The following is a 19,591-nucleotide window of genomic DNA, read 5'->3' as shown; positions in this document are numbered from 1 at the left end:
AATGAAGTTTAAAAACTTATCATATAAAAAAAATATAGCATGCCTTTTTAGTTGTGCTATATTTTTTATATTGACATCCTGTGAAGAGGATCTTACCAAACGAAACGGCAATCAAAGCAAAAATTTCCCTTCACAGATCATTAATAATGCCCGTATCATCCAGAGAGATTCCGGATTCGTCACATTAAAGGCGTTAGCTCCTATTATTGAAAAGTATGAGCTCATAGATAGCCCGTATGTAGTTGCCCGAAAAGGAATCAATATTGAATTTTTTGATAAGAAAAAGCCCAAGTTACCGGGAAAAATTACTGCCAAATACGCGCGGATCTTCGAATATAAAAAATTCTATGAGGCAAAAGGTAATGTGAGAATTACCACCAACGAAGGACAAAGATTTGCCATGCAGAGCATCTACTGGGATCAGAGGAAAAACCGTATTTACACCAAAGATACCGTATATGTAACGATGGAAGATGGCTCTACGCTTGTAGGCGCCAACGGAATGACCGCCAAGGATGACTTCTCTGAATATACTTTCTTTAACAGTTCCGGAGATTTCAGCTCTAAACAATTGTCCGAATCCAAAAAATAATTTCTATGATTTTCCGAGCGATAGGTTTAATGTCGGGTACCAGTTTAGATGGACTGGATATTTGCTTTGTCCGGTTTGAAAAGCAGGAGCAGTGGAGTTTTCAGATTGTAATTGCCGAAACCATTCCCTACCCTGAGACCTGGGAAGAGCAACTGAGGAATTCTATCCATTTATCCGCTGAAGAACTCCTGGAGCTCAATGCTGAATACGGCTTCTATCTGGGAAAACAGGTTCATCAGTTTATAGAAACTCATCAATTAAAAAACATTGACCTTATCGCCTCTCACGGGCACACCGTTTTTCATCAGCCTCAGAAAAAGTTCACCCTACAAATCGGAGATGGAAGAGCCATAAAGCTTGAAACAGGATTACCTGTTATCTATGATTTCAGGACACAGGACGTTTTGATGGGTGGAAATGGGGCTCCCCTGGTCCCGATTGGTGACGAACTATTGTTCTCAACATATGACGCATGTCTTAACCTGGGAGGATTTTCAAATATCTCATTTCAGTCTCATCATAGAAGAGTAGCATTTGATATCGTTCCGGTAAATATTGTTCTGAACAAATTAGCTGAACAGTCAGGTAAACGTTTTGATAAAAATGGTGAACTTGCCCAAAAAGGAACTGTTAACAAAGCTTTACTGGACAAACTAAGCTCAATCCATTTCTATAGACAACCATACCCTAAGTCCTTAGGTATTGAATGGTGTAATGAAAATATCTTTAACAGTTTTAAAAATATTGAAACCCTTGATCTCCTGGCAACCTTCACTGAGCATATTGCCGAACAAATTTCTCAAGTTATCAATGAGAATGCCTTGAAAAACATTCTTTTTACCGGTGGCGGAACCCATAATTCTTATCTGATTGAAAAGATAAAGGCAAAAACAAAAGCAGAAATTGTTATTCCTGAAAAACAGCTTATAGATTATAAAGAAGCATTGATATTTGCGTTTATGGGGATCTTACGACTCAACCAGCAAGTGAATGTATTATCCTCTGCTACGGGTAGCTTTAAAGATCACAGCTCCGGTATCATTGCATAAAAAAACCTCCATTTCTGAAGGTTTATATATTACTTGTAAGCTTCTATCTTATCCGTTAAGGTATTGATAAAATTCTGAAGAGGCTTCTCTACCATCATTTTTATAAATGGATTAAACTTGCCCTCAAAAAGCATTTGTACTTCCGTTTGGCTGTCATTGACAGGGTTTAAAGTTGCTGTTAATGAAAAATCCAGACTTGAACTTGCCGATTTCAAAACAGCTTTTTGGTCTGTAACTTCATCTATTTTTAAAGCAATTTCCGGCATCCCCTGCAGTCCAAATTTAAATCCATCTTCTCTGCTTTCAAACTTTTGAAGTCCGTCCGGCATAAATTCTTTATAGTTGTCTGGTGTTTTTAATAGTTCCGCCAACTCTTTAGATGATTTATTGACAATAATTTTTCGTCCTTCTAAATTCATTTTTTATTTTTGTATTTAAATTCTTTGATATAAAGTTTTACATTATATTCATAATTGACTACTTATCAATATATTACACAACTCAGTAAAACAGTGCAGTAAAAAATTATCCAAACAAAATAGATAATTTTGAAGCTCGCATATTTTCACCTTAAAATTTAAATGAAAAATCGTACATCTATATTTACCACTGCAACAAAAGTATAAAAAAAAACTTTAAAGGCATCAATTCTGAGAGTTCTTTTGATGAAACAATTCTAAAAGATAAATCTTTCAAAAACATTGTAGAAAAAGAAATAGGAAGGTTGGAAGCCTAGCAAAATATAGTAAAACTTTAATACACTATGATATTCTTTCTGAACCTATTACATTGTTTGTTCAATAATATATTACATTGGTAAAAGAATTAGCAAGTTATTAAGAATAAATATTAAGACTTAAGCCCTAATAAAAGAATAAGTATAATTAATAGATTTACATATGTAAAAAGCAGTTTAAAACGATACGGAAAACCCCATATTGTGAATTAAAAAAAAATTTTAAATTAGCAACTAAAATTATTAACTGTTTATGAAGAGAAAACTCATTGTATCATTACTTTTATTGGTAATGGGCCTGTTCTTTTTCAATTCCTGTAGAACAGATGAAACAGCGCAGGAAGAAAAAAGAACGGAAAGAGAAAAAATTGGAGCTTTTGCGAGGTTTGAAGAAAACCTTGCCTCTAAAAAGCTCTTGCAAAAGGACGGTTCTGAATATGTGAGTTACCATGAACCTTTCATGAATATCATAAAAACTTTTATGGATAAGAATCCGGATTATTCAAAAAAGTTTAATGAACAAGTAGGAGATGTATATTTTGATTTAAGAAGTCTCACTTACGGAGATTCAAACAAGGGTATTGTCTATCCCATTATGAAAGACGGCAAGGTAAATGCTGCATTATTTGGAATCATAAATCTTGAAAGAGATTGGGTAAACTTTAGTGTATTAAAAAATGACTCTCCTGAGGTACAAAGTATTCTTGCAAAACTTCAGAAAGCTTATGATGCAATGCAACTCTCAAAAGGGAGAGAACAAATGCATGAAGAAGCAATCGAGGAGGTTATTATTACCGTATATCAATCAATACCTGGTCCATCTTACATTTTTTATTATCCATTTTTAGATTATGGAAGTAATGGAGGGAGCGGTGGTCTTGGCGGAGGAATGAGTGGCGGAGGGGCTATTCATGGAGGCGGTGGTGGAACTCCTGTAACTCCTCCAAATCCTTGTGAGAAAGCTAAAAATATTTTAAGCAAACCCGATGTACAAGCAAAAATCAAAGAACTAAAGGTTCAAGCTTCTAAGGGTGGCGAAATTGGAGTAAAAATAAAATCAGATGGAACAACCAGTGCTACCATTCCTGGAGGCCCACATGAAGTGGATTTAGGTGATACAGCCGAATACCAGGGTGGTTATCATAATCATACCCCAAATGGCATTAAAATGCTTTCTCCTCCAGATATTATTAAACTTCTAAATTTTTCAATCGCACAACCTAACGGAAATATTGGAGATGGTTTTATGGGTATGATTGCCTCGGAGCCCTGTAGCACATGTCCTAATGGGATTAGATATTACAACTATATGATTAACTTTAGTGGTACTGCACAGGAGTTATCACAGTTTTTGTACAATAATAGTTGGGATATAAAAACCTTAATGAAAGACTATATGAAAAGAGAATCAAAACTTGCTGGAAATTCAGTGTATGTGGATACTTTAGGAGGTGATTTAAATAGTGCTGGACTTCAAAAATTGTTTTTTGACACTTTAAAAAATATGGGTATGGATGGCAAGGTATCTTTACAGAGGATAGAAGATAATGGCACAGTAACAAATATAACACTAAACAGTGATGGTAATAATACAACCGCTACACCGTGTTCTTAAAACATTAAAAAATAAAATTATGAAAATTCACTTTAAAATATTTCTAATTGCGGGATTAATTATAAACTTTATTTCCTGTAAAGCACAACAACAATATCCCTTAAATACAGATTATGAAGACATCCCAAACAATTCATATTTGAAAGACCTAAATCATGAGTTAGATCCATACGTAGGAAAATACAAGGCTAATTATCAAGGAAACGAAATAATAATTTTCATCACAAAAGTAGATAATAAATTAGAAAAAAGTACTCATAAAAGCTATTTTACAGATGCATTAGTAGTAAAATATATAATAAAAAATTCTTCTGGAACAATACTTCAAGATACGCAAAGCATGGTTTTAAATAATGATTCTTATTTTAATATTGTAAGTATTGGAACCAGACCTACACTGGGAGATATAATCTTTATCTATGATGGTACAAATTGTGGTATTGGATGGGGTAAAATAATACTAAAAAAGATTAATTCGAATCAAATATCTTGGGAATATAAGCCAAACAGTTTAGTAATTGATGCTGCAACTTGTCCTCCAAGCACTGATAAAACAGTATACTTACCAGAAACAAAGGGCTTAGTATTTACTAAACAATAGAGTTAATTAATCTTAATTAAACATTAAATAGATCTTTACCTAAATTGGTAAAGGTTTATTATTGATGCTCATTGAATAAATCATATCTGAAAACACTCATTTTACCCGTAATTTAAAGGTCAATACAACAGATACACCGTGTTCTTAAATCATGAAAACAATATTTTTGAGAGTTATAATTGTATTAGAATTAATTATAAACATAACTGCTTGTAAAGCACAACAAATACAGCCCTTAAATACTAGTTTGAAAGATATTACTTCTAATTCTTATCTGAAGGATTTGAATAATGAATTGGATAGTTACGTGGGAAATTTTTCTGCAAATTTTGATGGAAAAATAATTAATCTGTTTATAACAAAAGAAGTAAAGAAAAAAATTGATCTACAAACTAAAAGTTACTATCAAGATGTTCTTTGCATCAAATTTATAGTAAAAAAAACAAGTGGTCAAGTTTTACAGGATACCAAAAACCTGTCAATTCCTATAAACCAAGATACTCATACAATCTACAGCTTCGGAACAAGTCCAAGTCAAAATTTAGTACTATTATATTATGGAGGCACTAATTGTGGAATTGGTTGGGGAAAGATACTTCTAAAAAAAATAAATTCAACACAGCTTTCATGGATATATAAACCAAATGATTCTCTAATTGATAGTGCCACTTGTCCTCCCAGTACAGATAAAACAGTATACTTACCTGAAATAAAGGACTTGGTATTTACTAAGCTATAGACTTAATTAATCTTAATTAAACATTAAATAAGCCTTTACATCAATTGGTAAAGGTTTATTATTAGTGCTTATTGAATAAATCATATCTAAAGACACTAATTTTGCTCGTAATTTATAGGTCAACACAACAGTTACACCGCAGCCCTTATTTTTATAAATTTCATCTAAACTATATTTTTTATATTTGTAGTCAAATAAAATAGCAATTTTATTTTGCAGTAAAAACACCCTCAAAAAGTCATAAAAGCACAAATGGTAAAAAATTAAATAATTGATTATTAATGCGCTAGTAAATATATTGGAATGTATAAAGTTTTTGTGAACGAAAAAAAATTATTGCTGTCTAAACAGTCTGAAAACCTGGAAAAAAATGTAAGGTATGAGAACTTCACAACTTTTGAAATCGCATTAGATCTTCTTGAAAATACATCTGTAAAAGAATTGAATGTATTCGGAGACGATATTGATACTATTTGGAAAGAATTTCAGAGTCTCTTCAGAATTATTGAGGCAGCAGGCGGGCTTGTGAATAACAGCAAAGGTGAAATGCTTTTCATCAAAAGACTGGGCAAATGGGATCTTCCCAAAGGAAAAATGGAAAAAGGAGAATCCCGTGAGGAATCTGCTGTTAGGGAAATCGAGGAAGAAACAGGACTTAAGGATGTTGAATTAGTAAAATTCATCAACACCACTTACCATATCTACGTAGAAAGAAACGGTGAAAAAATTCTGAAATGTACCCATTGGTTCGAAATGAACTTTAATGGTGAAGACACTTCTAAACCTCAGATTGAAGAAGGTATTACGGAGGTAGCATGGAAAAACAACACTCAAATAGAAAATGAAGTTTTCCCAAATACTTTTAAAAACATTCGCCTGATCGTCACTGAATTCAGGGACGGCCAGCCTAAATAAAATCCAGCGCTTTTTCCAGTGAAATACCCCGTGAAGCTTTTAATAGAATATTCTCTGATTGAATTTTATTCAGTTTAAGGTATTCTATTAATTCCTGGGTATTTTCAAAAGATAGTGTTGATTGATTTATTTGCTTAAAATTTCTGCCAACAGTGATGATTTGATCAAAACCCAGGTCCAATGCCTGTTTTAAAATGATCTGATGCTCCAGTTCACTTTCATTTCCAAGCTCAAGCATATCACCAATAATAATGGACTTGGTTCCTTCAAAAGTTACAAAGTTATTTAAAGAGGCCGTCATTGAGCTTGGATTAGCATTGTAAGTATCCAGAACAAGTGTCCTCCCTTCTTTTTCTACGATCTGGGAACGCATATTGGTCGGCGTATAGCTTTCAATAGCATGTTGTATTTTGCTCATTTCTATTCCAAAATGAAGCCCCAGACTAACTGCTGCACAAAGGTTTGTAAAATTATAATTCCCTGTAAGCTTAGATAATGCTCTGGTCCCCTGATAAGATAAACCTACACAATGATTTTCTGAAAAGGCCTCAAAATAATAATCCGAATCTGGTTTTCCGAATGTGATTTTAGGATTATAATTTTCTGTTTTATCACGCTGTATCTCATCATTCTCGTTAACAATAATAGTCTTATGGAATGTTTTCAGATAGTCATACAATTCGGATTTTCCTTTGATCACCCCTTCAAATCCACCAAATCCCTCCAGGTGTGCTTTCCCGAAGTTGGTAATGTATCCGAAATCAGGTTTCGATAGCGAACATAACAGCTCTATTTCTTTCTGATGATTTGCTCCCATTTCGATTACCGCCATTTCATGTTCAGGTCTGATGGATAAAATGGTAAGAGGAACTCCAATGTGGTTATTCAGATTACCGTAGGTATACTGCACGTTATATTTTTCAGAAAGAACAGCATGGATCAGTTCTTTTGTAGTTGTTTTTCCATTACTCCCAGTAAGCCCTATGAATGGAATATTCAGCTTATTTCTGTGATGTATGGCAAGAGCCTGTAAAAAATCCAGTGTAGAAGGAACATAGAAGATATTTTCATTTGTATTTTCATACTTTTTATCCTCCACAATTACTGCCAAAGCACCTTCGGAAACAGCCTTTTCTGCCAAAGTAGCGGCATTAAAATTATCTCCTGAAAAGGCAAAGAAAATATCATTATTTTCTATTTTTCTGCTGTCAATAGTAACTTTATTAGCTTGCAGAAACAAAGGATAAAACTGTTCTATATTCATAGTCCAAAAATAAAAAAACCTTCCTGTATTTAGGAAGGTTTTTTTCAATTATTTTTTGATAAATATTATCTTCTAGTTCTATTCTTGTCAGCAACTCTGGCATCTTGAGCGACACGGAATCCAATCCAGCCATAAGCTCTGTTTTGATCTTTATATCTTCTTTGTCCCGGATCCAGCCAGTATGCAGTATCCTGCCAAGAACCACCTTTTACTACTCTGATGTCGTTAGACATAGCAGATGTTCTGTCTCTGGTATCTTTTTGCAGTATTACTTTACCGCTTCCGTCTACAATGAATCTTTGTTTAGGAGAGTTGTACATATCATATGCTGTTGCAGAATCTCCGGCTTTATAGTATTCTAAAGAAGATTGTCTGTCACCGTCTCTGTAATTTCTGTAATCAGCAATTGTTTGTCTTTCAAACTGTCCAGGTAAGTTTCTGTAAACTAATCTTCCGTCAGCTAAAGTATCATATTTAATGCTTCCTTCATCTACCATTTTGTAAGTTCCGTCTCCGTTCTTTACAACAGCCTGAGGCATATTTCCTCTATAGTAATTGAAGTCACTGAAATCTTCATCAATAATAGGTCTGTAAACATCCGCTGTCCATTCAGACACGTTTCCATACATTCCATAGATTCCAAGATCGTTAGACGGATATTGTCTAACATCTGAAGTTCTTGCAGAACCGTCATTCTTCCAACCTGCGATACCTGAGTAATCTCCTCTACCCATTTTGAAGTTTTCCAGGAACATTCCTCTGTCTCTTCCTTTGGTACCTCTTAATCTTTCAATTTCAGGCTTCTTTCCAAGATATTGGTTATATTCTCTGTTTTTAGCCATACCAAGCGCTGCATATTCCCATTCAACTTCTGTAGGAAGTCTGAATTTCTGAACCATTGCAGAGTTTGGAGCTCTGTTAGCAGCAAGCAATCTTTGGTTGGTTGTTTTCAAACCCGTTTTTTGCTGCATTCTTTGTTCGTTAATATATCCTTGCATTTCAGGATCATTCGCTTTGAATTTATCCATGTTAAATGCAGTTCCTCCTTGATTATTGGATTCGTTGATATACAAATCTTTAGCGATGATCCCTGCAGACATTAAAGCTTTTTCATTAGCTCTGTCTGTTAACCATTCGCAATATCTGTTTGCCTGAGTCCAGGAAACACCTACTACCGGATAGTAATCAAACTCCGGAGAACGGAAATACGTCTCGTTGTAATCATTTCTAGATAGTTTGTTATCCCATAATAAGGTATCTGGTAAGGCACCATTATAGATTTCCTTAAAACTTGGATCACTAGGTGGGAACACATACTTCAACCATGTAAGGTATTCGCGGTATTCGTAGTTAGTAATCTCTGTTTCACCGATAAAGAAAGAACTTACCTGCATTCTGCGAGGCGAATTATTCCAATCGTGCATGACATCATCTTTCACTAATCCCATTGTAAAAGTTCCACCTTCTACATATACCATCCCCGGCCAACCTTTCTGTTTTTGTTGCTTTCCTGCAAAAAACCAACCTTGTTTTTCGTTTGGTTTCCAACCCGTCTTACTGATAAATTTTTTAGTACCTCCACCTTTGTTGGTACCCGATCCACCACAACTGGTTAATGCAAGTGTAGAACTTAATGCTATTAATGAAAACAACTTTAGTTTTTTCATAGTCGATATAAATATTTTCAAAGTACAAAGAAAAAATAAATTATTCAATAAATCAAGTAATCATTTGATTTTTTTGAAAAACGTTAACAAATTAATTTTATTGTATCGCAATTTAATTATAAAATTTTCATTTATTTTGTAATTTAGTAATTTCAAAAACAAACATGAAACAAATAATTACGTTTTTACTTCTATTAACTTCTGTATCAACGATTTATGCTCAAAGAATCACCATCGAGTGGGATGGATCAAAAATTCAAGATTTTGGAGACACAAAAATCAATCTTCCCAATTTTAAAAATAAGGGATTTTCATATGGCCAAAATAACATTTTTATAATAACCACACAAAAAATAGGTGAAAAGCAATTAAAAATTTCCAATTTAGTTTGGGAAGCAGTTTCAAACCGGGAGCTATTTGAGTTAAGCAAAAACGCATTACCTGATTATGATGTTTCTAATGTTTCTTATTATTACTCAGAAGGGGAACAATACGCCAGCGTACATGTTGGCCTGTTTAAAAATGTAAAAGGAAGAATACAAAGACTTTCATCATTTGAAATTTCAGAAGGAAACGGCTCTAATCAGATGATGAATGCAGCTAAGGTGGGAACGACCAACAACCCTTTGGCTAGCGGTGCTTTTTATAAAATTAAAGTAGACAAGTCCGGTATTTTTAAAATTACCACTCAGTTTTTAAAGGATAATGGGATCAATCCTTCATCTGTAAATCCAAGAAATTTCAGGATATATGGGAACGGAGGAATCATGTTACCGGAATATAACCAGGATGTAAAATACAGTGCTCTTCAGGAAAATGCCATACAGGTAGTGGGTGAAGATGATGGAATATGGAACGATAATGATTATGCCCTGTTCTATGCTCAGGGACCTAATGGATACAACCTGTATAACAGCTCCAATGGGAAAGGATTCAAAAGAGCAGAAGAAAGAATTGACCGCAGTGAAAACGTAAAGAATATTTATGAAGATTTTTCCTATTACTACATCAATTTTGATAAAGGTGCGGGAAAAAGGGTTCAGCCTATAGATGCCAACCTGCCGGCTTCCCCACTAATTACACGATTTGATAATTACCAGGTGATCAATAATGATCAGAAAAACATCATGAAAGTCGGAAGGGTTTGGACAGAGGAAGCTCCGTTTACCACCGACAAATCGGTTACTTTTAACCTCACCACTCCGATCCTGGGCGGCGATCCCGTAAAATACAGAACACGGGTAATTGGGTATAAGTCTCAGGGAAACAGTATAACTTTTGACATTAATAATCAAAATGCTCAGCCTTTTTCATCCGGTTCAACGGACCCTGATTATGTCCCATATGTTTATTTTGGAGATGTTACCAATTTAAGTGGCAACCAGCTTACGATCAACTACAAACCGAACATAGCAACAAATCCTAATGGTTTGTTTTATTTTGATTATGCTGAAGTTCAATACAAAGAGGACCTTAGATATAACGGGTCACAGATGAATTTCAGGGATTTTTCCCTTGTAAGCGGATCCAACACCAGTTATGGATTCAGCGTAAGCAATACGGCGGGATTGGAACAGATCTGGGATGTCACGGATATCACCAATGCCAACAGAAGAGTCAACAAAGCAACGGGAAGTGGTAATTTTAATTTCGGGTATATTACTTCTGATTTAAATTTCAATAACGAATTTGTTGCATTTAAGGCTGATGCCGCTTATTCACCTCAATTCGTAGAGAGAATTGCCAACCAGAACCTTTCAGGATTACAAAATGTAGATTATCTGATTATTACAGTCCCTGAAATGATGTCCCAGGCTCAAAGGCTTGCCAACTACCATCAGACTAAAAATAATTATAATGTACAGATTGTAGATGTTAATAAGATCTATAATGAATTTGGAAGCGGAAGTAAAGATCTTACTGCTATCCGTGATTTTATAACCAAATTAAATACACCACTGGGAAGTTTAAAATATGTATTTATTCTGGGTGATACCTCTTACGATTATAAAAACAGGGTTCCTAACAATTCCAATGTGGTATCCAGCTATGAAAGTGAACAGTCTTCAGATTTCATTACTTCATTTGTTACTGATGATTATATCGTAATGACAAAACCACAAACTTCTGCTTCGATCCCGAATAACTTACCTGATGTACCGGTAGGAAGACTTCCTGCGGCAAATGCTACTGAAGCAGCGGTAATGATGGATAAAACCCTTGCATATTACAATTCTTTACCGGGGCAGTCGACTCCTTTTGGGGAATGGCGTATGAAGCTTGATTTCGTGGTAGATGATGATGATGATGGCGGAGGTCCTTTCCATGATGTAATGAACACTACATTAGCAACTGTTTTCGAACAGCCGGGATCTACAAATCTTAAAGAATATAATGTAAGAAAACTCTATCTGGATGCTTTTCAGGCTCAGAGTACAGCAGGCGGACAAAGATACCCACAGGTAAACCAGGCAATCTCCAATGATATCGGAAACAGTATGTACCTGTTTTATTTCGGACATGGAGGAATCAGCGGATGGGCTCAGGAAAGAGTGCTTACCCTTGATGAGATCAATAATGCCAATAACTTTTCCAATGTGTACAGCAGATTTCCATTTGTGTCTACGATTACTTGTGAATTTACGCTCTGGGATGAACCGGAAACCTTTTCTGCCGGAGAACGTTTTCTAAAAATGAAACAGGGAGGGCCGGCAACAATGATCACCTCAAGCCGTGCTATTGGTGTGGATTATGGTCGTGATTTTACAGACCTTTATACCAAAGATATTTTCAAACTTGTGAATGATGATTTTGAAACCCTTGGTGTTGCCCATTTAAATGCTAAAAGACAAAAAGGTCCGCAAGCAGACCACTTGAAAGTAAACCTTCTGGGTGATCCTGCTATGAAATTAAGCAGACCAAAAAGGTTATTGGTAATCGATGCTATAGAAACTCCGGTACCGGGACTGATCAGAGGTCTGGACTTTGTAAAAGTAAAAGGACATATCAACAATACAAACGGAAGTATTAATACCTCTTTTAACGGAAGAGTGGTTATCAATATCTTTGATAAGAGACTTAATAAAAAAACATTGAATAACGACGGAAACCTCACCCCTATCCTTGAATATACTGAAGAAGGAAGTGCTATTGTGAAGGCGTCAGGTACTGCTGTGAATGGGGTATTCACTGTAGAATTTTATGTCCCGAAAGATATTAATTATGCCGTAGGTGAAGGAAGAATCCTCGGATATGCTGACAATAAAGCTACGGACGTATTCAATAATCAGGCGGTACAGGTTGGAGATATTAACCCAAACGGAATTAATGATAGTCAGCCCCCTAAGGTAAAGCTGTACATGAACAATACAAACTTTGCGGATGGAGGTATTACAGACCAGAATCCGATGTTGCTTGCCTGTATCACAGATGATACAGGAATAAATTCAACAGGATCCGGTATTGGCCATGATATTACTGTATATTTGGACGGCCAGATCATCAATACTATTGTTTTAAACGATTTTTATTCTTCGGGAGAAGGAAATGGATGTCTGAGTCCGAGTCTTGCAGATTATCAGAAAGGAAATGTAACCTACCCTTTCAGGAATTTATCGGTAGGTCAGCATCAATTATCATTTAAAGTTTGGGATATAAACAATAATTCTACATCTGCAACGTTAAACTTTGAAGTTAAGGATGAAGCGGATCAGCATCTGGTAATCAACAGACCTCTTAACTGGCCGAATCCGTTTACCAATAAAACGTATGTTCAGTTTGAGCATAATTGTGATGATATTCTGAATGTAAATGTTCAAATCTATACAATAACAGGGAAATTGGTAAGAACTTTATCACAGGCTGTAGTTGCAGAACCGTTCCTACAGGGCTTTAGAACGCCACGTCAGGCAATTGAATGGGATGGAAGAGACGATTTTGGGGCAACTGTTGGGAAGGGAACATATATTTTTAAGATATTTGCAAAAAGTCAAAACCAAGAAAAATGCAAAGGAAGTGCCACAGCTGTAGAAAAAATGGTACTTTTGAAGTAAAATAAAATAAGGATAATAATAATATTAATAAAAAACTGATAATATATAAAAGACAACATATGAATTTAACTACTAAACTGCTTTTAGGAATTGGTTTAAGTGCTGGTTTTTTAGGCTATTCGCAAGATCTGGGGCAGGTAAGACCTGTATTGACCGGAGCTCCATTTCTAAGAATTGCACCAGATGCAAGATCTGGAGGTATGGGTGATCAGGGTGTCGTTACCTCTCCGGATGCATTTTCACAATTCTGGAATGCAGCGAAATATCCTTTTAGCAGAACGAGTTCTTCCGTAGGCCTTAACTACACCCCTTATATGGGAAAATTAACCAATGACGTATTTCTATTATATGGTGCATTCCATAAATTCTTAGGTCAGGATGAAAGATCTACGATCTCAGCAAGTATTTATTACTTCAATATGGGACAGGTAGACTTGACTCAGTTAGTAGGTAGCGAAGTAGCTTCAATGGGAACATCAAAACCAAATGAATTCTCTATTGATGTTGCTTATGGGTTAAAGCTTTCAGATTCATACTCAATGGCTGTAACGGGTAGATTCATCCGTTCAGATTTAGCCGGAGGGTTCAACACAGATACTACATTAAAACCTGCCAATTCATTTGCGGTAGACGTTTCAGGATACTATACCTCTCCAAGATTTTCAAGTATCGGAGGATATGATGGTAAAGTGAATGCCGGTTTTGCTATTCAAAACCTGGGTCCGAAACTGGATTACACAGGAAATGAAGAATCAAGATCTTATCTACCTACCATGGCAAGATTAGGGGTTGGTTATGATATGTATCTGGACGACCTTAATAAAATCGGGATCAGCGTAGAAGGTTCTAAAATCTTAGTTCCGGGATCAGAATTCGTAGGAATGGATCCTAATACCAGACAGCCTATGTATGCGGTACCAAATGTGGGACCTATTGCGGGAATCGGAAAGTCTTTCAAAAACAAGAACAGTATCATGTATAGTGGTGCATTGGAATATTCATACGATAATGCTTTTGCAGTAAGAACTGGTTATTTCCGCGAAAGTCCTGAACAGGGAGCCAGAGAGTTCGCAACAGCAGGTATTGGTTTGAAGTACCGTTCTTTCGGACTTGATATTTCTTATCTGATCAATATGTCTAAAATTAATACAGCTTTAGATAACACGCTTCGTTTCGGTTTGACCTGGAATATCGGAGATGAAACTTCTAATGTTGATAATTAAAAAAATATAACATTTAAGTTTAGAAAAGTCTCATATTTATGAGGCTTTTTTGTTTGTCAATAATTATTTTTGTAATATGAACTATTCGGCGGAACTAAAAAAATTTGTAACCAGTCAGTATGTATATTCTGCAATCAGGATTACATTAGCTACTGTATTACCTTGTTTGGTTCTCGCCCACTTTGGAATTTTAAAAGAATATTTTCTTTTCCCTCTGGGAACCAGCTTCGTAGCCCTTACTGATCAGCCAGGACCGTTTATCAGAAGAAGGAATGCCCTTACTTTTGCCATTGTCTGTTTTGTGTTTGTAGCACTTATTGCCAGCCTGGTGATGCATATCAAAGTACTGGTGATCCTCGAGATCATCGTATTTGCCATGTTTTTTTCACTTATCGGGGTATACGGGCAAAGGCTGGCCGCCGTTGGTTCTTTATCCCTGGTGGTATTAGCGATCTTTATCGACGGACATCTGACCGGAGACAATATTTTTAAAAGTCTGCTGATCTTTGCGTCAGGCTGTATATGGTTTTTATTGATCTTCCTTATTGTTACGACTATTCAGCCTTATAAACTGGCAAGCCAGATGATCGGCGAAAATTATCTCCAGCTGGCAGAATTTTTAAAAATAAAAGCAAATTATTACCAAAAGAATCCTGATTTCGATAAACTGACCACCCAGGTTATTGCCAAGCAGATAGGAATCAAGAACCTTCAGGAGGAAACCCGGGAAACCGTTTTTAAGACAAGAACCATTGTTAATGAATCTACGACGACCAGCAGATTATTGATGCTGATGTTCCTGAACTCAATGGACCTTCATGAGAAACTGATGACTTCTGAAAGTGATTATCAGAAGTTGCAGGAAAGTTTCAAGGACAGCATGATATTGGTTAATATCCATGATTACCTCAACCTGCTTTCCGAAGAAATAACAAACATTGGAATTTCCCTACAGTTGGGTACCCGTGCAAAACCTATTTTTGATCTGGAAATGGAACTTAAGAAACTGAATACCCTGTATTTTGAACTAAGGAACAGGCAGATCACACCCGAAACGTTAGAAAACTTTATGATCCTGCGTCAGATTCTGATGCGTATCAGCGAGATTACAAAGGAAATCAACGAAATCTATAAAGTTTTTTCACAAGATGTAAAACTTGCAAAAAGTCTTTCAACAGGATTAGACCTAAGAAAGTTTATGCCTAATGAAGAAAAGCTGAATTTCAAAGTCCTTAGAAACAACATATCCCTATCTTCCTCTCAGTTTCGTCATGCCATTCGCATTACGACCGCTTTACTGATCGGGTATCTGTTTTCTCTTTTTCAGTTTTTAGGAATCGGCCATACCTACTGGATATTAATTACGATTACCGCTATATTAAAACCGGCTTATTCCATAACAAAACAAAGAAACGGACTTCGTTTGTACGGCACTATTGTAGGAGCTACAATAGCCTATATCATACTCCACTTTGTTCACATCAATGCTATATTATTTGCCACACTTCTGATCAGCATGATCCTTTGCTTCAGTTTACTAAAAGGTAAATATTTCTGGGCTGTATTATTCATGACGATCTATGTCTTTATGAGCTTTAATTTTTTAAGCCCCGGAAAGGTTGACGTTATTTTCAAAGACAGAATTGTGGATACGATGATTGCAGGTATTATTGCGTTCCTTGTTTCCTATATTGTCCTTCCTGTCTGGGAGCATACCCAGAATCTGGATCTGATGAAAAAATCTGCAGAAAGTAACCTCATCTATTTTCAGAGTGTTATTTCCAAATTCCTTGAAGATAATTTTGACCTTGAGGACTATAAGGTAAAACGTAAAAATGCGATTATTTCCCTGGCCAATCTTTCCGACAATTTCCAGAGGATGATCTCAGAACCCAAAAATCAGCAGAAGAAGCTGGAAGTTGTTCACCAGTTTGTAGCAACTTCCCATCTTGTTACGGCTTATACAGCTTCGCTTTCGCAATATGCTAAAAATGACGAGAAATATCCCGAAATAGATGCTGACAGCTGGAGTCGGAAAATAGAATCGGAGTTACAGCAGACCTATGCCCTTCTTAATGGTGAAAAAATCAATGAATCCCTTAAAATGGAAAGCCGTCTGGAACCGGAGGATTCTTCTATTGACGACCTCATGCTGAAAAGGAAAACAGAGCTCGAGGAAAATGAAGCTTCAGAAGTTAACGATCCCAATAAGATATCTCATCTTACGGAACTGAAAAACATTCATGATGTGCTTGAGCTTATTTATGATGTTGCTAAAGAGCAAAGAAAAGTGATCGAGAAATACAAGAACGAATCCGAGGCGGCTACTCCTCCACAATCGTAAAGCAGTAGTCATCAAAAAATTCTACCCTTGCTTTGAACTCATCTGAAAACTGATCGTCATACACCCGGCAGCTTATTTTATGAAGATTTTTTAGCTGAAAAGGCTTCACTTCATAGTTTTTCTTCAAGGACCAGTATTTGGAATGATGGATCTTATACATGCTTTCTTTTACGCTCCAGATAATGGTATAATAAGTATGGGCGAGATCTTCAGGAATAAATCCTCTTTCATTTTCATAGGTAAACTTATCAATAACCCTCATGATCTTAGGATTGAATTTTTCAATATCTATTCCGATTTTTCTTTTTGAAATGGCAATAGCTGCAAAAGGAAATGAATGGGTGATTGAAATTTCCGCATCTTTTGGGGAAAGAAAAGGTTCTCTTTCTTTATAGAGTATTTTAGAATCCGGCTTTAATCCTTTTAAAAGTTTACGAACCATTAAGACTTCCAGTAATTTCTTGGGATGGTAGTCTTTTACTTTTTCCGCATTTTCAGGTTCTAAAAGATCATTAATATGTAATTCTTCGCTCTCATCATATTTCCAAATAAGAATTGTAGCGGTTTCATCTGAAAAATCTCGGTAAAGGGGCATTGTTTTTTATTGGATAAAAGTAATAAAAAGAAATGTAATGATCATATAATTGTAGAAGATGAAGTCGGGTTTTACTAAAAAGAAATCCTTTAATGAAAAAGGCAATCGTAAAAAACACTCTTCCTCTCCTACCTTCCAATTTATTTTGATTGATGGTTAACATCATTTCTATGCTCAAGGATTTCCAGGTTATCATCAACAAAGTAAGCACTTCCAAAACCATTCACATAGGAACCTTTAAGCGGATGTAAAGCAATAAGAATAAAATCTTTCATTTCGGAAATAAGATCGACTACTTTTCCATGAGATTCTTTTAATTGACTTACCGCATTATTCCAGCTTTCAGAATCTCTTTCTATTGGTGATGTTTTGGCTTCAAAGGTTAACCGTTCACGGGCATACATCTGCTTGGTAGCCATCTCATCTTCTATAAGCATTACAGAAGTACTCCTTCCCTCTGCAAGATTTTTTGTATGTTTTGCCATAAAAGATACCAAAATGTAAAATGTATTTTCTATCTGTACAAAAGGAGCATAGCTGGAATGGGAATTTCCTTCGGCATCTACGGTGGCTAAAATCACACTTTTAGATCTATTTATTAACTCTTTTACTTTGGGAGTGAGTGGCTTTGTCTTTTTTTGAGCATTATCCTGAGCATGGTTATCATTCATCTTACAACGATTTTATTGATGTAAAAATAGCTTATTTAGAGTAAATAAAAATAATATTAATTCATGTATAATCTCATCAATTGAACTTGATCCATCGTTTTTATATCTTAATTATTAATTGTAATTTTGCATTTCATTATCAATTGAATTTAAACTTATTCATTAACATATGAGTACTACAACACAATACGTTCCTTATAAAGTTAAGGACATTTCTCTTGCAGAATGGGGAAGAAAAGAAATTACTCTTGCTGAGGCAGAAATGCCTGGCCTGATGTCTATCCGTGAAGAATACGGACCATCTCAACCCCTAAAAGGAGCAAGAATTGCAGGATGTCTACATATGACGATCCAGACAGCTGTGCTTATCGAAACCTTAGTAGCTTTAGGTGCTGAAGTTACATGGTCTTCTTGTAATATTTTCTCTACACAAGATCACGCTGCTGCCGCTATTGCTGCTGCAGGAATTCCTGTTTATGCTTGGAAAGGATTAAATGAAGAGGAATTCGACTGGTGTATTGAGCAGACTTTATTCTTCGGTGAAGAAAGAAAGCCATTAAACATGATCCTTGATGACGGTGGAGATTTAACGAACATGGTTTTTGATAAATACCCTGAATTAACAAAAGATATCAAAGGACTTTCTGAAGAAACCACTACCGGAGTACACAGATTATACGAAAGAATGAAGAACGGTACGTTAGTAATGCCGGCTATCAATGTGAATGATTCTGTTACCAAGTCTAAATTTGACAATAAATACGGTTGTAAAGAATCTGCAGTAGATGCTGTAAGAAGAGCTACAGACGTAATGTTGGCAGGTAAAAGAGTGGTAGTTTGTGGTTACGGAGATGTAGGTAAAGGTACGGCAGCTTCTTTCAGAGGGGCAGGTTCTATCGTAACGGTTACTGAAATTGATCCTATCTGTGCTTTACAGGCTGCAATGGATGGTTATGAAGTAAAAAGATTAGATACAGTTGTAGATAATGCAGATATCATCATTACGACTACCGGTAACTTCAATATCGTGAGAGCAGAGCACTTCCTTAAAATGAAAGATAAGGCGATCGTTTGTAACATCGGTCACTTCGATAATGAAATTGATATGGCATGGTTAAACAAAAACTATGGTCATACAAAATCAGAAGTTAAGCCACAAGTAGATATTTATACCTTAGAAGGAGGAAAAGAAATTATCATCCTTGCGGAAGGAAGACTGGTAAACCTTGGATGTGCTACAGGACACCCTAGTTTTGTAATGTCCAATTCTTTCTCTAATCAGACTTTAGCTCAGATCGAATTATGGAATAATGCTGCAGCATACAAAAACGAGGTGTATACACTACCAAAACACTTAGATGAAAAAGTAGCTGCCCTTCACCTTAAAAAATTAAGCGTTGAGCTGGAAACTCTTTCTCCTGAACAAGCTGAATATATCGGTGTAGATGTAAAAGGTCCGTTCAAACCGGAATACTACAGATATTAAGATATAATCATACGCAATATACGGTCCCATTATTTGAATAAT

The 19,591-nt window shown here is 35.7% G+C and carries 15 protein-coding genes; 10 read left to right on the top strand and 5 right to left on the bottom strand.

Features of this window, described 5'->3' with window-relative positions; genetic code table 11:
• The first annotated feature begins 1 nt into the window (after position 1).
• Positions 2–592, top strand: a complete 591-nt coding sequence (gene lptC, locus G9C87_RS01465; RefSeq protein WP_172277290.1) for an LPS export ABC transporter periplasmic protein LptC — start codon at positions 2–4, stop codon at positions 590–592.
• Positions 593–597: 5 nt separating this feature from the next.
• Positions 598–1,641 (top strand): anhydro-N-acetylmuramic acid kinase, encoded by a 1,044-nt coding sequence (locus G9C87_RS01460; protein ID WP_172277287.1) that lies wholly within the window; start codon positions 598–600, stop codon positions 1,639–1,641.
• A 29-nt stretch (positions 1,642–1,670) separates the two neighbouring features.
• Here the strand turns inward: G9C87_RS01460 and G9C87_RS01455 are convergent, their stop codons facing one another.
• Positions 1,671–2,060, bottom strand: a complete 390-nt coding sequence (locus tag G9C87_RS01455; protein WP_172277284.1) for an SRPBCC family protein — start codon at positions 2,058–2,060, stop codon at positions 1,671–1,673.
• A 570-nt stretch (positions 2,061–2,630) separates the two neighbouring features.
• Here G9C87_RS01455 and G9C87_RS01450 point away from each other — a divergent pair.
• The 4 genes from G9C87_RS01450 to G9C87_RS01435 all read left to right on the top strand — a co-directional run bounded on the left by G9C87_RS01450 (position 2,631) and on the right by G9C87_RS01435 (position 6,247).
• Positions 2,631–3,992: a hypothetical protein gene (locus G9C87_RS01450; protein WP_172276481.1), complete on the top strand. Its 1,362-nt coding sequence runs from the start codon at positions 2,631–2,633 to the stop codon at positions 3,990–3,992.
• Between the two features lie 19 nt (positions 3,993–4,011).
• On the top strand, positions 4,012–4,593 hold the full coding sequence (locus G9C87_RS01445) for a DUF6705 family protein (RefSeq protein ID WP_172277281.1): 582 nt from the start codon (positions 4,012–4,014) through the stop codon (positions 4,591–4,593).
• Positions 4,594–4,744: 151 nt separating this feature from the next.
• Positions 4,745–5,332 carry a DUF6705 family protein gene (locus tag G9C87_RS01440; protein ID WP_172277278.1) on the top strand — a complete coding sequence of 196 codons (588 nt, stop codon included), beginning with the start codon at positions 4,745–4,747 and terminating at the stop codon, positions 5,330–5,332.
• A gap of 303 nt (positions 5,333–5,635) precedes the next feature.
• Positions 5,636–6,247 carry an NUDIX hydrolase gene (locus G9C87_RS01435; RefSeq protein WP_172277275.1) on the top strand — a complete coding sequence of 204 codons (612 nt, stop codon included), beginning with the start codon at positions 5,636–5,638 and terminating at the stop codon, positions 6,245–6,247.
• Here the strand turns inward: G9C87_RS01435 and G9C87_RS01430 are convergent.
• Complete coding sequence (locus G9C87_RS01430) at positions 6,240–7,511, bottom strand: UDP-N-acetylmuramoyl-tripeptide--D-alanyl-D-alanine ligase (protein WP_172277270.1); 1,272 nt, start codon at positions 7,509–7,511, stop codon at positions 6,240–6,242. The two genes, G9C87_RS01435 and G9C87_RS01430, sit on opposite strands and share 8 nt — an antisense overlap.
• A 65-nt stretch (positions 7,512–7,576) precedes the next feature.
• Positions 7,577–9,178, bottom strand: a complete 1,602-nt coding sequence (gene gldJ, locus G9C87_RS01425; protein ID WP_172277267.1) for a gliding motility lipoprotein GldJ — start codon at positions 9,176–9,178, stop codon at positions 7,577–7,579.
• Positions 9,179–9,342: 164 nt separating this feature from the next.
• On the opposite strand from gldJ, the gene porU reads away from it, so the two are divergent.
• The 3 genes from porU to G9C87_RS01410 all read left to right on the top strand — a co-directional run bounded on the left by porU (position 9,343) and on the right by G9C87_RS01410 (position 16,797).
• The gene (gene porU, locus G9C87_RS01420; RefSeq protein WP_172277264.1) at positions 9,343–13,230 is read left to right on the top strand and encodes a type IX secretion system sortase PorU; all 3,888 of its coding nucleotides are present in this window, start codon (positions 9,343–9,345) and stop codon (positions 13,228–13,230) included.
• Between the two features lie 59 nt (positions 13,231–13,289).
• Complete coding sequence (gene porV / locus G9C87_RS01415; protein WP_172277261.1) at positions 13,290–14,453, top strand: type IX secretion system outer membrane channel protein PorV; 1,164 nt, start codon at positions 13,290–13,292, stop codon at positions 14,451–14,453.
• A gap of 76 nt (positions 14,454–14,529) precedes the next feature.
• Positions 14,530–16,797: an FUSC family protein gene (locus G9C87_RS01410; protein WP_172277258.1), complete on the top strand. Its 2,268-nt coding sequence runs from the start codon at positions 14,530–14,532 to the stop codon at positions 16,795–16,797.
• On the opposite strand, the gene G9C87_RS01405 is transcribed toward G9C87_RS01410, so the two are convergent.
• Positions 16,778–17,392 (bottom strand): 4'-phosphopantetheinyl transferase family protein, encoded by a 615-nt coding sequence (locus G9C87_RS01405; RefSeq protein WP_172277255.1) that lies wholly within the window; start codon positions 17,390–17,392, stop codon positions 16,778–16,780. The genes G9C87_RS01410 and G9C87_RS01405 overlap by 20 nt on opposite strands.
• Positions 17,393–17,532: 140 nt before the next feature.
• Positions 17,533–18,063, bottom strand: coding sequence for a HugZ family protein (locus G9C87_RS01400; RefSeq protein ID WP_172277252.1), 531 nt, complete (start codon positions 18,061–18,063; stop codon positions 17,533–17,535).
• A gap of 169 nt (positions 18,064–18,232) precedes the next feature.
• On the opposite strand from G9C87_RS01400, the gene ahcY reads away from it, so the two are divergent.
• Positions 18,233–19,549 (top strand): adenosylhomocysteinase, encoded by a 1,317-nt coding sequence (gene ahcY, locus G9C87_RS01395; protein ID WP_172277249.1) that lies wholly within the window; start codon positions 18,233–18,235, stop codon positions 19,547–19,549.
• The last annotated feature ends 42 nt before the right edge of the window (positions 19,550–19,591 follow it).

Source organism: Chryseobacterium sp. LAM-KRS1 (genome assembly GCF_013184525.1).
Taxonomy (GTDB): Bacteria; Bacteroidota; Bacteroidia; order Flavobacteriales; family Weeksellaceae; genus Chryseobacterium; species Chryseobacterium proteolyticum.
This window is presented reverse-complemented; position numbering and strand designations above follow the sequence as displayed.

What these genes read in the sequence shown, in the direction of transcription:
- lptC (WP_172277290.1), top strand. Translation starts at nt 2, where the DNA reads ATGAAGTTTAAAAACTTATCATATAAAAAAAATATAGCATGCCTTTTT.
- G9C87_RS01460 (WP_172277287.1), top strand. Translation starts at nt 598, where the DNA reads ATGATTTTCCGAGCGATAGGTTTAATGTCGGGTACCAGTTTAGATGGA.
- G9C87_RS01455 (WP_172277284.1), bottom strand. Translation starts at nt 2,060, where the DNA reads ATGAATTTAGAAGGACGAAAAATTATTGTCAATAAATCATCTAAAGAG.
- G9C87_RS01450 (WP_172276481.1), top strand. Translation starts at nt 2,631, where the DNA reads ATGAAGAGAAAACTCATTGTATCATTACTTTTATTGGTAATGGGCCTG.
- G9C87_RS01445 (WP_172277281.1), top strand. Translation starts at nt 4,012, where the DNA reads ATGAAAATTCACTTTAAAATATTTCTAATTGCGGGATTAATTATAAAC.
- G9C87_RS01440 (WP_172277278.1), top strand. Translation starts at nt 4,745, where the DNA reads ATGAAAACAATATTTTTGAGAGTTATAATTGTATTAGAATTAATTATA.
- G9C87_RS01435 (WP_172277275.1), top strand. Translation starts at nt 5,636, where the DNA reads ATGTATAAAGTTTTTGTGAACGAAAAAAAATTATTGCTGTCTAAACAG.
- G9C87_RS01430 (WP_172277270.1), bottom strand. Translation starts at nt 7,511, where the DNA reads ATGAATATAGAACAGTTTTATCCTTTGTTTCTGCAAGCTAATAAAGTT.
- gldJ (WP_172277267.1), bottom strand. Translation starts at nt 9,178, where the DNA reads ATGAAAAAACTAAAGTTGTTTTCATTAATAGCATTAAGTTCTACACTT.
- porU (WP_172277264.1), top strand. Translation starts at nt 9,343, where the DNA reads ATGAAACAAATAATTACGTTTTTACTTCTATTAACTTCTGTATCAACG.
- porV (WP_172277261.1), top strand. Translation starts at nt 13,290, where the DNA reads ATGAATTTAACTACTAAACTGCTTTTAGGAATTGGTTTAAGTGCTGGT.
- G9C87_RS01410 (WP_172277258.1), top strand. Translation starts at nt 14,530, where the DNA reads ATGAACTATTCGGCGGAACTAAAAAAATTTGTAACCAGTCAGTATGTA.
- G9C87_RS01405 (WP_172277255.1), bottom strand. Translation starts at nt 17,392, where the DNA reads ATGCCCCTTTACCGAGATTTTTCAGATGAAACCGCTACAATTCTTATT.
- G9C87_RS01400 (WP_172277252.1), bottom strand. Translation starts at nt 18,063, where the DNA reads ATGAATGATAACCATGCTCAGGATAATGCTCAAAAAAAGACAAAGCCA.
- ahcY (WP_172277249.1), top strand. Translation starts at nt 18,233, where the DNA reads ATGAGTACTACAACACAATACGTTCCTTATAAAGTTAAGGACATTTCT.